This window comes from Streptomyces chattanoogensis (assembly GCF_001294335.1).
In the GTDB taxonomy this organism is placed as follows: domain Bacteria; phylum Actinomycetota; class Actinomycetes; order Streptomycetales; family Streptomycetaceae; genus Streptomyces; species Streptomyces chattanoogensis.
On sequence record NZ_LGKG01000174.1, the window covers coordinates 158,592 to 173,390 of the forward strand.

The window sequence follows — 14,799 nt, forward strand, 5'->3', positions numbered from 1 at the left end:
AAAACACCCGTATTCCTGCCCGATTCGATCTCCGGATGTCCACGAGTTTCACAAGACGATCACGTGTTAGCGTCCGTCGCCGCGAACCAAAAACGCGAAAGGAAACTCCGTGGGCCACATGCACCACTTCAGCGCGGGCTGGGTATCTCCCGTCCTCGCCTATGCAATGGCGTGCGTAGGATCCGCGCTCGGACTGCGCTGTACCGTCCGGGCGCTCGCCGCCGAGGGCCGCTCGCGCCGCAACTGGCTGCTGACCGCGTCCGTCGCCATCGGTTCCGGCATCTGGACCATGCATTTCATCGCGATGCTCGGATTCGGCGTCACCGGCACCCCGATCCGCTACGACGTCCCGCTCACCGTGCTCAGCCTGCTGGTCGCCATGGCGGTCGTCGGCGCCGGCGTCTTCACCGTCGGCCACGGCTCCGCACGGCTGCGATCGCTGCTGTTCGGCGGCCTGGGTACCGGAGTCGGTGTCGCCACCATGCACTACCTGGGCATGGCCGCGATGCGCCTGCACGGGCAGGTCGGCTACCACCCGGGCCTGGTCGTGCTCTCCGTCGGCATCGCCGTCGCCGCCGCAACGGCCGCCCTGTGGGCCGCGCTCAGCGTGCGCGGCGCGGCCGGCGCGGCCATCGCCTCGCTGGTGATGGGAGTCGCCGTCACCAGCATGCACTACACCGGAATGGCCGCCGTACGCATCGATCTGGCGCCCTCCCGCGCGCCCTTGCCCGGCGCCACCCCAATGGAATTCATCTTTCCGCTGACCGTGGTCATCGGCTCATTTCTCTTTCTCACCGTGGCCTTTGTCGCATTGTCGCCGACCGCCCGGGAGCGTGCCGCATCAGCCTCTGCACAATCGCTCCGCGAGGCCGAACTCCCCGCTTCTTCCTGACCTCTTGAGGATTTCATGCACCTGCGAAAGAACCCGGGCCAGGCCGGGCCCGAGGGGGGTACGCCGCCGCCCAAGCCCGGTAATCCGAACGGGAATTCCCGCTCCCGCCCGACGCCCCGCGGGGCGCATGGCCGCGGACCTCGCACCAAGCCCCGTGTGATGCCCCGGTCGGTACGTTCGAAGATCGTCGCCCTGCTGATGGTGCCCGTGGTGTCGCTGATCGCGCTGTGGGCCTTCGCCACGGTCAACTCCGCACGGAGCGTCTCCGACCTCAACCGGCTCAAGGAGATCGACACCACGCTGCTGCTGCCGGTCGGTGACTTCATCGCCGCCGTACAGGACGAGCGCAGCACCGCGGCCCGCGCCGTCGTCGCCCCGGACACCGGACGCCGGCAGGCACTGCGCGACCGCCAGCGGGCCACCGACGCCGCCGCGGCCGCGCTGCGCGACGGCGTCAACGCGGGCAGCGCCGACGCGGAGGGCGTCGACCCCGGTCTACCGGGCCGGATCGACCGTCTGATGCGCGACGCCGGTGAACTGTCCGCGCTCCGCGGCGGATACACCACCGGCAAGACCGCCGTGGACCGCACGATCGGCGGCTACACCGCCGTCGTCCACCACGGCCTGGCCACCGCCGGCGCGCTGACCGGCCTGCAGAGCCCGGCCGGCGCCTCGGAACTGCGTGTCGTCCTGGAACTCGCCCGCGCCCGGGAAGCCATCGCCCGCGAGGACGCGGTGCTCGGCGCCGCCCAGGCCGCCGGACGGATGTCGCCCGCCCAGTTCGATTCCTTCACCGGAGACGTGCACATCCAGCGCGATCTGCTCGCCGCCTCGGTCGACGATCTGCAACCCGCCGACACCGCCGCATACCACCGGATCCTCAACGGCCCGGCCTACCGCGACCTCCGGTCCGCCGAGGACGCGGTTCGGGACGCCGGTCCCGGCACCCGCGCCGCCACCGCCGTCCCCGCCGTCCACTGGAGCGAGACCAACGGCACGGTTCTGCGCGCCCTGCGCAGCGCCCAGCGGTCGGCGGCCACCGAGTCGGCCCGGAACGCCGAACCCCTCTCCCTCGACACCCTCGGCGGCTCCGGCATCGCCGTGGTCCTGGGCCTTGCCGGTGTGTTGCTCTCCCTCCTCATCTCGGTCAAGATCGGCCGCCGGCTCGTCGTCGAGCTGGAGGAACTGCGCAACTCCGCCCTCCGGATCGCGGGCCGCGACCTGCCCGAGTCGCTGCGCCGGCTGTACGCCGGCAAGCCCGTCGACATCGACGCCGTCGCACCGCTCGCCGACGACCGCGACACCGGCCGGGACGAACTGAGCCAGGTCGGCGAGGCCCTGGTGGCCGTACACCGCACCGCCCTCAAGGCGGCGGCCGACCGCGCGCAGGCGCTCAGCGGCATCTCCGGTGTGTACGTCAGCCTCGCCCGCCGCAGCCAGCTGCTGCTGCACCGCCAGCTCGCCCTGCTGGACACCATGGAACGCCGTACCGAGGACCCGGCCGAACTGGAGGACCTCTTCCGGCTCGACCACCTCACCACCCGGATGCGGCGCCACGCCGAGAGCCTGATCATCCTTTCCGGCGCCGCGCCCGGCCGCGGCTGGCGGCATCCCGTCCCGCTGCTGGACGTGGTACGGGCCGCGATCGCCGAGGTCGAGGACTTCGCGCGGGTCCAGGTCTCCGCGGTGGCCGACGCGCGGCTGACCGGCGGCGCGGTCGCCGACCTCACCCACCTGCTGGCCGAACTGGTGGAGAACGCGGTGACGTTCTCGCCGCCGCACACCAAGGTGCGGGTCCATGCCGAGCGCGTGGGCACCGGCATCGCCCTGGAGATCACGGACCGCGGCCTCGGCATGGGCAAGGAGGCGCTCGACGAGGCCAACCGCCGGATCGCGGACGCCGACGAGATCGACCTCCTGGACACCGAACGGCTCGGCCTCTTCGTGGTCAACCGCCTCGCCCACCGCCAGAAGGTCCAGGTCACACTGCAGCCGTCGGTGTACGGCGGCGTCACGGCCGTGGTGCTGCTGCCCGACGCCCTGCTCTCCGAGGCCGGACCGGACGAGGGCGACGAGGAGCCGGTCGAGGAGATGAACTCGCTGTACCACCGGCGGAGGCCGGCCGCTGCGCTGCCACTGAGCGCCGCATTCCGTCAGCGGCCCGCCCTCCCGCCGGCACCGGAACCGGCACCCACCGCACCGGCACCCACCGCACCGGCAGAGCCCGCCCGGCACGAGCCCCCGGCCGCCCCGCCGGCACCCGCCCCGGCAGAGCTCGACGGCCCGCTGCCCCGCCGCGTCCGCCAGGCCGGCCTCGCGCCCGCCCTGCGCCAGGACCCGCAGCAAGCGCCCGAGTGGGTGCCCCGTACCGACGGCGCCCCCGCACCGCGGCGGTCCCCGGAGCAGGCCCGCGCCACCATGGCGTCCCTGCGCGCCGGCTGGAGCCGCGGCCGCGCCGCCGCGGACCGACCGCAGCCCGACGGTGCGCCGCAGCCCCCGTCCTCCAGCGATGACACCCAAGGAGAACAGCCCCGATGACCACCGAACAGCACCTTCACCTCTCCGGTGACCTCAACTGGCTTCTCGACGACCTGGTCTCCCGGGTACTCGAGATCCGCTGCGCCGTGGTCCTCTCCGGCGACGGCCTCGCCGTCGGTACGTCCACCGGGCTGACCCGCGACGACAGCGAACGGTTCGCCGCCATCGCCTCCGGTTTCCACAGCCTCGCCAAGGGCGCGGCCCGGCACTTCGCGGCGGGCCAGGTCATCCAGACCATGGTCGAGCTGGAGGGCGGTTTCCTCTTCGTCGTGGCGGCGGGGGACGGCTCGTGCCTGGGGGTGTTCGGCGACGCCGAGGCCGATATCGGCCTGGTCGCCTACGAGATGGCCCGGCTGGTCAAGCGGGTCGGCGAACACCTCGCCACGCCCGAGCGGGCCGGAGCGGAGTGACCGGCCGCCCATGACCGACTCCACCCCGCACTGGTACGACGACGAAGCGGGGCCGATGGTCCGGCTCTACGCGATGACCGCGGGGCGGGCCCGGCCCAGCAGCGAGGCCTTCGAGCTGATGGCCGTCGTCCGGGCCGAGTCCCGCCCGGACGGCGACGCCGGTGACGGCCCTGACGGTGACGGCCCTGACGGTGACGGCCCCGCGCTCTCGCCCGAACAGCGGACCATTCTCGCGCTGTGCGGTGACCGGCCCCGCCCGGTGGCCGATATCGCCTCCGACTCGGGGCTCCCGCTCGGCGTGGTCCGGGTGCTGCTGAGCGACTTGCTCGCGGCGGGGCTGATCCAGGTCAACCGCCCCGTTCCGCCCGCCCAGTTGCCCGATGCGCACATTCTCAAGGAAGTGATCGATGGACTCCGCGCGCTCTGACTCGTCGCGCTCCGGCTCGTCGGGATCGCTCGACCCCGACTCCTTCATGGCCCTCAAGATCCTGGTGGCCGGGGGATTCGGCGTCGGCAAGACGACCCTCGTCGGCTCGGTCAGCGAGATCCGGCCGCTCAACACGGAGGAACGGCTGACCGAGGCCGGACGCCCGGTCGACCGTCTCGACGGGGTCCAGGACAAGACCACCACCACCGTGGCGATGGACTTCGGGCGGATCACCATCCACGACGACCTGGCGCTGTATCTGTTCGGCACCCCGGGTCAGGACCGCTTCTGGTTCCTGTGGGACGAGCTGGCGCAGGGCGCGCTCGGTGCGGTGGTGCTCGCCGACACCCGCCGCCTGGCCGACTGCTTCTCGGCGATCGACTACTTCGAGCACCGCGGCATCCCGTTCGTCGTGGCCGTCAACTGCTTCGACGGCGCCCGCCCCTACCGCTCCGACGAGGTGGCGCACGCTCTGGACCTCGACCCGGGCACCCCTGTGCTCCTGTGCGACGCCCGCGACCGCGTGTCCTGCAAGGAGGTGCTGATCGGTCTCGTCGAGCATGCGGCGGCGTCGTACGAGGCCCGGTTGCGGGGCGGGCGCACGCCCCTGGCCCCGCAGCAGTAGTCCGCCGGGCCCGCTCACCCCACGGCCGCCGGCTCCCGGGCCGGCAGCCGCCGGATCTCCCGCACGGCGGCGCGGCCCGCCCGGTTGGCGCCGATGGTGCTCGCCGACGGTCCGTAGCCGACGAGGTGCACCCGCGCGTCCCGCAGCGTGCGAGTGCCCGCCATCCGGATGCCGCCGCCCGGCTCGCGCAGCCTCAGCGGGGCGAGATGGTCGATGGCGGCGCGGAAACCGGTCGCGTAGAGGATGACGTCGGCCGCCGCGGAGCTCCCGTCCGGCCACACCACACCCGTGGGTGTGATCCGCTCGAACAGCGGCAGCCGCGCCAGTACACCGCTCTCGCGGCCCCGCCGGACCGCCTCCGTCATCGGCAGCCCGGTCACGCTCACCACGCTGCGCGGCGGCAGCCCCTGCCGCACCCGCTCCTCGACCAGGGCGACGGCTGCCCGGCCCTCCGCCTCGCCGAACGGCCCCTCACGGAAGACGGGCGGCCGGCGCGTCACCCAGGTAGTGGCCGCCGCCACCGGAGCGATCTCCAGCAGCTGCTGCACGGCCGAGGTGCCGCCGCCGACCACCACGACCCGCGCACCACGGAACGCCTCCGGCCCGTCGTACTGCGCAGTGTGCAGCTGCCGCCCGCCGAACGTCTCCTGCCCCGCAAACCGCGGCCAGAACGGCCGGTCCCACGTCCCGGTGGCATTGATCACCGCCCGCGGCGCATATCTGCCCTCCGAGGTCTCGACCAGCAGCCGCCCGTCACCGCCGCCGTCGCCGTGGTCCGGACCCTCGCGCACCGCCAGCACGCTCACCGGCCGGTGCACCCGCAGTCCGAAGGTCCGCTCGTACCCGGCGAAGTACCCGCCGATCACCTCGGACGCCGGACGGTCCGGATCGCCGCCTGTCAGCTCCAGTCCGGGCAGCGCATGCATCCCGTGCACCTTGCCGTACGTCAGCGTCGGCCACCGGAACTGCCAGGCACCACCGGGGCGGGGCGAGTGGTCGAGCACGACGAAGTCCCGGTCCGGTACGTAGCCGGTCCGCCGCAGATGAAAGGCGGCGGCCAGGCCCGCCTGTCCGGCGCCGATCACCAGGACCTCGAGCTCGGCCGGCTGCCCCTCGCTGTAGTTCATGTTTCTACTAACTAGGGGAGGGGGTCGTATCTTCCCGGTGCGTCGGGCCGGACTCCTCGGCCGCCGCACCGTCGCGGACATCGCGCAGTATGTGCAGCGCGTACGTGCGGTCCTCGGCCGACCGGCTCTCGTCGCGGGCGAGCGCACCGAGCGCCCGGACCAGGCCCGGATCCGCCGACTCCGCGTCCGCCGGCACCGATGCCGCCGTATCCAGCGCCGCGGACGCCACCTTCGCGCCGGCGGGGCGCTCCAGTACGGCGGCGAGCGCGGCCGTGTCCTCGGGCCCCGGACACCGTGCGGCACGCAGCACCTGCAACGCCCCGAGGTGCCCGGCCTCGGCGCCGAACTCCGGGCTCAGCCCGGCCGGCGACGGCGGCCGGCGCAGCACCTCGCGGGCGGCGGCGAGCACTTCCGCCTCCTCTGCCGCGCGGGCCTCCGCACCGGCCACCCGCTCGATGCCCTCGGGGTGCCACCAGTGATCAAATGCGATCCCGACGGCCACCGGCTGCCCACTGCGCAGCAGCGCGCGCAGGGCGCGGCAGGCACTCTCCGGATCGCGGGCGGCCCGTAGCTCCCGGTGGGCGCGATACAGCTCCGGGTCCCTCAGCCGGTTGCCTTTCCAGTGGACGCTGTGCATCCCCCCGAACACCGCCTTGCCGACCCACTCGGGGTTGAAGCGCGCGACCCTCATCCCCGGCGGCCAGCTCTCCACCACTTCCACGAGGAGTTCGCGGTGCTCGTCGATGCGCTCCGGCCGCGACAGCTGCCAGGCCGCGTCCACCTGAAGGTCCCGGTCCTCGCTCTGTATGGCACGGAGCAGCAGCGGTGTCGCCTCCGCACCCAAGGAGCCACTCAGGACGTGCAACGCGGACCGGCGGTGCTCGCGGAATCCAGGGTCGAACACCAAGCGGCTGATGACGTCGACCAGGCGCCGGTCCGGTCCGTCCGCGGCCCGCAGCACACGGCCCGCGACCGTCAGCGCCCGGGAGCGGACCGTCCTCACGGCGGCCCGTTCCAGCACGTCCGCGATCAGGTCCGCATCCGAGGCCCCGGCCCCGGCCCGTTCGATCGCCGCAAGCGCGCTCAGATGGTTGGCGGCCGCTCCGGTCCCCGGGCTCAGCCCGGCCGGAGACGGCGGTTGCCGCAAGACCTGCCGGGCGATCTCACCCGCATCACGGGACCCTTGCAGCCGGTCCGCGTGCACGAAGTGGTCGAGCGCGATCCCGACGGCCACGGTCCGCCCGCTGTGCAGCAACGTCCGGAACGCCCGGCGAGCGGAGTCCTCCCCGGAAGGAAGCCGCAGCTCCGCATGGGCGCTGCGGAGCCCGGGACCGTCGAGCTCGGCACCGGCCCAGTGGGTGCTGTCGAACCAGCCCCGCTCTTCCAGAATCGATCGCGCCTTGTGGCCGACGCCGTCGGGCAGGCTCGCCACCAGACGCTCGACGCGCTCCCGGTGAGCCGGGAAACGCCCCGGCTCCATGAGGCCGGCGGCACCCTCGGCCTGCAGCTCGGCCTCATCGGACTCGGTGGCCCGGACCAGCAGTTCCGTGGCCTTTGGCCCCTTCGCGTCGTACAGGGCGGACAGCGCGTCCGCCCGCTCCCGTACGTCGAGATTCTCGTCGAACGCCAGGGCGCCGAGCGCCGCGACCAGACGGGGGCTCGGCCCCGTACAGTCCTCCAGCGCCCGGTGCGCCGCACGGCATCCCGCCGCGCGCACATTCACCTCGACGGCACCCGCCAAGGCATCCGCGATCAGATCCGCATCGCACTCCTCGGCAAGGTTCAGCATCGCGTTCAGCGCGCTCGCATGACTGGCGCCCACGAATCCGCTGTCGCCCACCGGCGTCGGCGGCTGCCGCAGCACCTCCCGGGCCACCGCGAGCACCTCGTCCTCGTACCGCTCGAGAGCACTCTCCCCGCCGAACCGGGCCAGCCCGCCCGCGTACTGGAAATGGTCGAGCGCAATCCCCGAGGCGGCCGGATGCCCGCTGTGCAACAGCGTGCGGAAGGCGCTCAGATATGCGTCCTCACCGGTCGGATCCGCCAACTCATCGTGGGCCAGGGCCAGTTCGGGATCGCTCAGCTCACAGCCGCGCCAGTGAAAACTATGAAAACCGTCGACCATCAGCCGTCCAACTCACCATGACCGACGTGAATGACATGAATGACATGATTGACATGAATCACGTGCATGACGTGCAAGACGTGACGGGTGCACTCCTGTCACACGTCACACCGTCGGCGAACTCGAACTCGAACTTGTCACCGTGCCTCAGCATGCACGCCGCGCCGTGCCATGGCCAGTGCCGGACCCCCGTACGAAAATGGAGCCATGAGCACCGCATTCACCACCCGCACCCTCAGCCTCACCACCGGCTCGACGGAGACCGTCGCCGACCTCACCGCCGACTGCGCCGCCTTCCTCCGCGAGGCGGCCGACGGCCGTGACGGCCTGCTCAATATTTTCGTCCCCCACGCCACGGCCGGCATTGCCATCATCGAAACCGGTGCCGGCAGCGACGACGACCTCCTGGCCGCCCTCCGCGACCTCCTCCCCGCGGACAACCGCTGGCGCCACCGCCACGGCAGCCCCGGCCACGGCCGCGACCATGTGCTCCCCGCCCTCGTCCCGCCCCATGCCACTCTTCCCGTCGTCGGGGGGCGGTTGGAGCTGGGGACGTGGCAGTCGGTGTGTCTGGTCGATACCAATAAAGACAATGCCAACCGTCAGGTTCGACTGAGCTTCCTGGGCTGAGCAAGATCGTCCTGGGTGTGGCCGCCACATCTCAGTACGCAACCGGGAGCGGCGTTCTCCGGCCTCGGCCATGGCCGGCTCAGCCACTGAGGCCGTCCGGGCCGCCGGACCGTGGTCCCCGACCGGGAGTTCCGGTCCGGCGGCGGGCTCCGTTCAGTCCTCAGGCCGCTCGGACGCCAGCAGCTCCCGGAGTTCGTCCATCGCCTCCCGGAGCCGGTCGGCGAACGTCCGCATCTGCGCAGCGACCGCCATCGGCGTGCTCAGGTAGAGGTTGAACCGCTCGGGAAGCAGCACATAGGCGACACCGATGCACTGGCTGCTGGTCGACCCGAAGCCGAAGTACTGGATATTGACGGACGGCGCGGAGCTCGTGCTCAGGTAGTCGTCCCGCATGGTCAACCAGCCCGGCGTCCGGTACAGCGCGGGCTGCTCGGTCACCCCGAGCTCGGCTCCGCGCCTGCGCTGGATCAGCTCCAGCTCCCACAGGTGCTGCTCCGGCACCTGCCCGGCCTGGCACGCCTTCGCGCGCGCCACATGGGCCTCGGTGGCTGCCCGGAACGCGGCGCGCCGGGCGTCCGCGTCTGCTGCCGGGTCCTCCATCGCCGACACGAAAGCCGCCATCTCGGTGGTGACGACGCGCATCGCCTCGGTCCGCCCGTGCCGGTACTGCCGGGTGGCGATCGACTCGTACGTGGCGCCCAGGTGCCCCTTGGCGCGCTGGTGGGCGAGCTGGTAAGCGGCCTGGACGAACGCGTCCGGCGAGACCCCCAACGCCTTGGCCGTGCTGCTGCCGAAGTCCGCGAACGACAACGTGCTGGTCGCGGTGTTCTCCCCGTACGCCGCGAACGCGTCGGCGGCGGCGCGCACCTGGGCCCGCAGCGAGTCGTCCAGTTCGAAAACGATCGGCTCCAGCGCCGGCAGCCCCTGGGAGCGGGCTCCGGACTGCCGGGACTGCTTTTCGGCCGGAGTATTGAGCAGGGCGTCGGTGAAGGTGAGGATCGTGGTTCCGTCCAACTCGCAGTGCTCGACGTTGATGCCCGCCCGTCCGTCGGCGAAGACGACGAAGGACACGGCCTTGTCGAACCAGCGGTTGCCGCGGTCGCCGTACAGCAGCTGGTCACAGGCGTCCTGGACGTCCGCGGGGGCGAAGTCCTCCAGGGCGACGCAGAACAGCGCGGTCTCGACATCGTCAAGGGCGCTGGCGTTGCGGGGGTGGCAGGCGAGAAGGGACTCCCGGGCGGCCGCCCACTCCGCGCGGGCCATGGTGGTGAGGTGGCCCACCGAGGTGTCCGTGTCGGCCGGGTCGGCACCGGCCTGCATCACGGCGCGCAGCCCCGCCTCGATGTCATCCAGGCTGTGCGGGACACCGTCCGGACCCAGCACGTCCAGCCGGAACATGCCGCCCCGGAAGAACACCACGATGTGCCGGGCCTCGGACGGTCCCGGCCACTCCTCGGTGTAGGGGGCGCGGACGGTGTCCTGCTGCGCGCCGGGGATACGCGTGGTGGAGAACAGGAACTTGTTCTGCACCATCGACTGGGGCACTCCGCGCTGCACCACCGGTGGAATCAGCCCCTGATCGAGCTGCCGCTTGTAGTTGAGGGCCCCGGCGACGAGTCCGGCCGCCCGCTCCACCTGCGCCTGGTCGGAGTCCTGGAACAGGAAGAAGAAGTTGGCGTTGAGCGCGATCCGGTCCCGGCGGCCCAGGTATCGGTACGGCCAGAAGGTGTCGAGCCAGCTGTGCACGCCGTCCGTGGCGTCGTATTCCTCCAGCGCGGCATGCAGCACCCGGCCGGGGCCACCGGGTCGGAGAAAGGCGGCAACCTCCGCCTCGGTCGCCGACCGCTCGTCGGCGGTCAGCAGCGGCGTACACCAGGCGAGAAACCTCTCGCAGCTCGCCTCCAGCGTAGGCAGCGGCACGCGCGGGAGGCTGTCCTCCTGGGCGAAGGTCGCGTTGCCTGACGCACCCTGACTGATCTTCAACTCGGTTCTCGATTCGGGTCGTTGGTACCTGTGATGTCGTACGGCCGGGAAAGGTAGAGCTGTGCGTACAGCCAGCCTTCTGCCTCCAGGCCCCGTGGATCCACCCCTGCGGCCGACATTCTGTCGAGTACGAGCGCCTGCTCCTGCGCGGAGGCGAACCGTCGCTGTCTGAACACCTCGTCGACGCGGACGGTCCGGTAGCCCAGACTCGCCAACGTGCGCTCGACGGAGTCGAACGGGAACATCCGCAGCACGAAGTGCGCCATCCAGGGACGGCGGCTGCCCTGCGCCCGGACGACTCGTGTGAGCGTCCGCTCGGTGACGTAGCCGACGCAGCCCGTCGAGATCACCAGGTCCGTACCCGAGAGCTGGGCGCGCTGTCGCGGTGTGGGTTCGTGCTCCTCCAAGTCGGCGTGCACCACGTCGTCGAGGAACCCGGCCTCAAGAGGCGCGCGTACAGCTCGTCCATGGTTGCGCCGTACTTCAGCAGGGCGGCGTTGATTCCGTACGAGCAGCCGATGTCCAGCACCTTCGGTGCCGCGACGTGCCGGGACTCCCGGTACTCCGTGATGATCTTGGCGAAGTAGGGCTTGGCCTGCTGCGGAACGCCGTAGTCGAGCGGTTGCAGCACCCTGAAATAGGCGCGCGGATCGGGCTGGTCGTAGAGGTGGGCGAGTGAGACTTTTCCGGTCACGTCGAAACGCACAGGGCTTACTCCTCCATGGGATCGCGCAGGGGGAAACGGCCTACGGCTACTACGCGTTTCGCCGCCCGCTAGTCCAGGAGCCGGTCGCCGCGGACCGCCCGGCACTCGGCCGCCAGGTGCTCGGGCAGCACCCGGCCGAAGAGCTGCCGGGTCCGTTCCACGCTCCCGATGACGCCAGGGCGCTCGCTGTAGGCGAATATCGCGGAGTGGCGCGCGACCTCGCCGCGCACCGGGTTCACTCGGTGCAGCGAGTAGCGCCCTTTGAACAACTGCAGGTCACCCGGTTGCAGGGGGAGGCGCCGGGTCAACCGCTCGCCTCGGCCGTCCACTACGTCCCGGACGTCGTCGAAATTCTCGTCCTGCGCGGTCCGAATGTTCGGGCAGTACTCGAAGACGCCGCCGGCCTGCGCCTGCTGGGTGAGCATGCTCACGGTGAACTCGTTGGTGTCGAAGTGCCAGGGGTGCTCCATGCCCGGCGCGATGACGTTGAGAACCAGCCCGGAGAGCGGGTCCGCCAGTTCGTGCAGCTCCGGCAGTTCGAAGCAGCGGGCGATGAAGTGCCGGAACACCATGTTGGAGTAGAGCTGGCTGATGAGGGATTCCGCGGGGATGCGGTCCCGCGCGACGAACGCGTTACCCCGCTCGAAGGTTTTCCGGCCCGGATGGTCCTCCGGCAGTGCCGAGTCCACTGCGATGTTGTAGACGTTCACCGTCTCGACGTCGTGGTGCGCCCGGGGGGCGATGGCCGAGCACTCCTGCCGCAGCACATCGCGCAGCGACGGACGGATGAAGTCCGGCAGCACGGTGCAGCCGAGAGTCAACAGGTCGCGCCGGGCACGGAAAACCACGTCCTGTCCCCGGGAGCTCGCGAGTTCCGACAGGGGATAGCGGGCGGTGTCGACTACCTGATCGAGCGTCAGGGCTTCCAAAGAGCGCATTCGATCCTCTCCACATGCGGGCCGCCCCTCTCGCCGGCCCGCGGTTCCGCCTCCTACGCACACACGGGACGAGCGACGCGATCCGTGCGGTCGGCCGGACCTCACCCTCGACTTTTCAGTAACTCCGCTGGCAAGAAAGGCACTTGAAGTTCCCACAGTGGCGCCGTGTTGTCTGTGACGCGTCACACTGCCCAACTGGGCGCTCCAACAGGCCTTCGCCGGTTCGGCACGGGCCGACCCTCGCGCAGGAGCCGTCGCCCGCGCCGCCGAGGCGGGACAGGTCGATGGACAGCGTGGGCGCTCGAGTCGAACGCCACGGCGCTCGGCGCGTCGAACATGCCGGCCAGATCGCCATGCCCGAGGCGGCCGGACAGCTCGCCGAGCGCGGCATCGAGCCGCTCGTGCGGAGCTGATCCACGAGCGGCTCAGGCACTTGCGGGAAGGCCGCGCAGACGATGACGGCGTCGTACGGGGCACGGGTCGGCATCCCGAGGGTCCCGTCGCCGAGGACGACCTCGGCATGGCCGATGCCCTGCCCGGCCAGCCGCAGGCGGGCCTGTCCGGGGCGGCCGGGCGCAAGGGGCGACCCGTGTTTTTCTGGGGGCGCAGCGCGTCGGCGTCAGGACGTGGTCCCCGGGTCGGTGTACCGCAGCAGGGCGCCCACGCCCTCGTACAGCCTCAGCTCGCTCTCTGGTACGACGACCAGCTCGGCACCGGTGCCGACGAGGGCCCAGACGAGGGCCTCGTCGGCGCGTTCCTCGCGCGGGGCCCGCACGCCGAAGGACATCAGCTCCGCCTCGGTCACGGCGAGCTGAGTGGGCTGGGAGCCCGCCCAGAGCCGCAGCGAAGACCCTGGCGGCCGGTTCAGCAGCAGCGCCGAGACCTGGCCGCGCTGGAGGGCGGCGACGGTGGCGGCCAGCCCCTCCGTCATGGGTCCGTCCAGGGCACGCCGACCGATGAAGATGTCCACGAGTTCCCGGTCGTGCGCGGCCATGCGGCCGCGGAAGACGCCGTCGAGCTGCGGCTCCAACAGGGCGCGTCCGGTGTCGGTGGGGGTCCGGCCGCCCACGCGTACGACCTTGTCCCGCAGGGTGTGCGGGAGGCGGCGGATCAGTACGTTGCATGCCCACTCGTCCCCGCCCACCACGACGGCGTCGGCATGAGCGCGCCGTGCCCGTTCGTCCAGTCGGTGGCCGAGCCGGACGGAGGTGCGGTGCCAGGTCGCCACCGCGACCCTGCGGTGCAGCCGCTCACCCGGGGTGACGGTGGATGTGGGCCAGGCGCCGGTCTCCGCCTCCAGAGTCACCCAGCCGTGGGTCTCGGCCGTCGGAAGGCCGCCGTAGTGGACGACTACGGCCATGTAGGGGATCTCCGGAAGGTGCTGGGCGACCAGGGGCATCGCGTCCGGCAGGGTGCTGTAACGCGCGAAGTCGTGCGCCGGCGGCCTGGGCAGCTCCCCCTCCAGGACGAGCGTGCCGTGCGCGGCGAAGATGGCCTGCCCATGCACCCCCGGCACCCCTGTGTCGGTGCCGACCACCTCCTCCAGTACGTTCAGCAGCGCCCGGTCCGAACCCTGACGGGACAGACTCTCGCGCAGCCGCCACCAGCGCACCGCGATCGCCCGCTCGGGATACGCGACGTTTCGCGAGGTGTCCAGGTACACGGAGGCGAACGGGCCCGGCTCCGCATAGAGGGGTTCAAGGAACGACAACCTCATCGCCACTCCTCGTCGACGGTCCCCTCCTTTGATGATGCGCGCCCCGGGGGCGATGGAGCTCGACGAGCGCAAGCGGTGCGGAACGGGGCGGTCAGGCGCCGGCCGGCAGCAGCCGGCCCATCGTGAGCATGGTGGCGGCGACCAGGCCGTCCCGCACCGCCAGGCCGCGGGCCGGACAGCAGGCCGCTGAGCAGCCGGGCTCTGTAGCTGGATGAAGGAGCAGTCCGCGCGGGAGCACCGGATCGTGGCGGGGGCCGCCTTGCCCCACGTGAATACCGGTTTCTGGGCCGTATTCGACCGAGCAGCGCGCTCGTGAGCCGCGGATCCGGCACGGGCCCACCATCGCGCGCCGGACCGAGAGCAGAGCGGGGTGATCCCGCAGCCGTCGGCTCCTGCAAGACCTCGGTGAGACGGCCCCGGGACCGCAGCTTCCCATCGTTGCCTTGGATCACCCGTTGGAGCTGCGGCACGCCTATCGGTAGGGCCGGGGTTGTCTTGGCGGAGGTCGGCGGACACGAACGTGGACAACCCGAACCGCCAGGTGCGGTTGAGCTTCCTGGGCCAGAGCGGTTTGACCGCGAGGGTGCAGCACGGTCGGCCGCGACCACAACCGGGTGTCCGACGTTTCTCACTGCTTGCGGGTGAACCATGAGGCCACACCCTCGCGCCGACCGAAAATGG

The 14,799-nt window shown here is 71.4% G+C and carries 14 protein-coding genes and 2 pseudogenes; 6 read left to right on the plus strand and 10 right to left on the minus strand.

Annotated features, from left to right (window positions below; all coding sequences use genetic code 11):
• Positions 1–109 precede the first annotated feature (109 nt).
• The 5 genes from ADL29_RS33455 to ADL29_RS33475 all read left to right on the plus strand — a co-directional run bounded on the left by ADL29_RS33455 (position 110) and on the right by ADL29_RS33475 (position 4,892).
• Complete coding sequence (locus ADL29_RS33455; RefSeq protein WP_046924708.1) at positions 110–892, plus strand: MHYT domain-containing protein; 783 nt, start codon at positions 110–112, stop codon at positions 890–892.
• A gap of 159 nt (positions 893–1,051) precedes the next feature.
• Complete coding sequence (locus ADL29_RS33460; RefSeq protein ID WP_053927287.1) at positions 1,052–3,430, plus strand: sensor histidine kinase; 2,379 nt, start codon at positions 1,052–1,054, stop codon at positions 3,428–3,430.
• Positions 3,427–3,840, plus strand: a complete 414-nt coding sequence (locus ADL29_RS33465) for a roadblock/LC7 domain-containing protein (RefSeq protein WP_053927288.1) — start codon at positions 3,427–3,429, stop codon at positions 3,838–3,840. Before ADL29_RS33460 ends, ADL29_RS33465 begins: the two co-directional genes overlap by 4 nt.
• Before the next feature lie 10 nt (positions 3,841–3,850).
• On the plus strand, positions 3,851–4,267 hold the full coding sequence (locus ADL29_RS33470) for a DUF742 domain-containing protein (protein WP_053927289.1): 417 nt from the start codon (positions 3,851–3,853) through the stop codon (positions 4,265–4,267).
• Positions 4,248–4,892 (plus strand): GTP-binding protein, encoded by a 645-nt coding sequence (locus ADL29_RS33475; protein ID WP_053927290.1) that lies wholly within the window; start codon positions 4,248–4,250, stop codon positions 4,890–4,892. Before ADL29_RS33470 ends, ADL29_RS33475 begins: the two co-directional genes overlap by 20 nt.
• Positions 4,893–4,906: 14 nt before the next feature.
• Here the strand turns inward: ADL29_RS33475 and ADL29_RS33480 are convergent, their stop codons facing one another.
• Together ADL29_RS33480 and ADL29_RS33485 are read right to left on the minus strand one after the other, a co-directional pair.
• Positions 4,907–6,019 carry an NAD(P)-binding domain-containing protein gene (locus ADL29_RS33480; RefSeq protein WP_053927291.1) on the minus strand — a complete coding sequence of 371 codons (1,113 nt, stop codon included), beginning with the start codon at positions 6,017–6,019 and terminating at the stop codon, positions 4,907–4,909.
• A gap of 7 nt (positions 6,020–6,026) precedes the next feature.
• Complete coding sequence (locus tag ADL29_RS33485; protein WP_053927292.1) at positions 6,027–8,144, minus strand: hypothetical protein; 2,118 nt, start codon at positions 8,142–8,144, stop codon at positions 6,027–6,029.
• A 207-nt stretch (positions 8,145–8,351) separates the two neighbouring features.
• Here ADL29_RS33485 and ADL29_RS33490 point away from each other — a divergent pair, with 207 nt between their 5' ends.
• Positions 8,352–8,774: a secondary thiamine-phosphate synthase enzyme YjbQ gene (locus ADL29_RS33490; RefSeq protein ID WP_053927293.1), complete on the plus strand. Its 423-nt coding sequence runs from the start codon at positions 8,352–8,354 to the stop codon at positions 8,772–8,774.
• A 153-nt stretch (positions 8,775–8,927) separates the two neighbouring features.
• Here ADL29_RS33490 and ADL29_RS33495 read toward each other — a convergent pair whose 3' ends face one another.
• The 8 genes and pseudogenes from ADL29_RS33495 to ADL29_RS43825 all read right to left on the minus strand — a co-directional run bounded on the left by ADL29_RS33495 (position 8,928) and on the right by ADL29_RS43825 (position 14,386).
• The gene (locus ADL29_RS33495) at positions 8,928–10,694 is read right to left on the minus strand and encodes a choline/carnitine O-acyltransferase (protein ID WP_211274434.1); all 1,767 of its coding nucleotides are present in this window, start codon (positions 10,692–10,694) and stop codon (positions 8,928–8,930) included.
• 59 nt (positions 10,695–10,753) lie between these two features.
• The gene (locus ADL29_RS45720; RefSeq protein WP_245689733.1) at positions 10,754–11,164 is read right to left on the minus strand and encodes a hypothetical protein; all 411 of its coding nucleotides are present in this window, start codon (positions 11,162–11,164) and stop codon (positions 10,754–10,756) included.
• Positions 11,104–11,463 carry a hypothetical protein gene (locus ADL29_RS45725; protein WP_245689734.1) on the minus strand — a complete coding sequence of 120 codons (360 nt, stop codon included), beginning with the start codon at positions 11,461–11,463 and terminating at the stop codon, positions 11,104–11,106. Before ADL29_RS45725 ends, ADL29_RS45720 begins: the two co-directional genes overlap by 61 nt.
• A gap of 68 nt (positions 11,464–11,531) precedes the next feature.
• Positions 11,532–12,401 carry a HalD/BesD family halogenase gene (locus tag ADL29_RS33505; RefSeq protein WP_053927295.1) on the minus strand — a complete coding sequence of 290 codons (870 nt, stop codon included), beginning with the start codon at positions 12,399–12,401 and terminating at the stop codon, positions 11,532–11,534.
• A 253-nt stretch (positions 12,402–12,654) separates the two neighbouring features.
• A pseudogene (locus ADL29_RS45730) lies at positions 12,655–12,817 on the minus strand (ATP-binding protein); the annotation flags it as partial.
• Positions 12,818–12,849: 32 nt separating this feature from the next.
• Positions 12,850–12,951: pseudogene (locus ADL29_RS45735) on the minus strand (protein-L-isoaspartate(D-aspartate) O-methyltransferase); the annotation flags it as partial.
• A gap of 69 nt (positions 12,952–13,020) precedes the next feature.
• Positions 13,021–14,118 carry a baeRF2 domain-containing protein gene (locus tag ADL29_RS33510; protein WP_053927296.1) on the minus strand — a complete coding sequence of 366 codons (1,098 nt, stop codon included), beginning with the start codon at positions 14,116–14,118 and terminating at the stop codon, positions 13,021–13,023.
• A 91-nt stretch (positions 14,119–14,209) separates the two neighbouring features.
• Positions 14,210–14,386 carry a hypothetical protein gene (locus ADL29_RS43825; RefSeq protein WP_157878640.1) on the minus strand — a complete coding sequence of 59 codons (177 nt, stop codon included), beginning with the start codon at positions 14,384–14,386 and terminating at the stop codon, positions 14,210–14,212.
• Between the last annotated feature and the right edge of the window lie 413 nt (positions 14,387–14,799).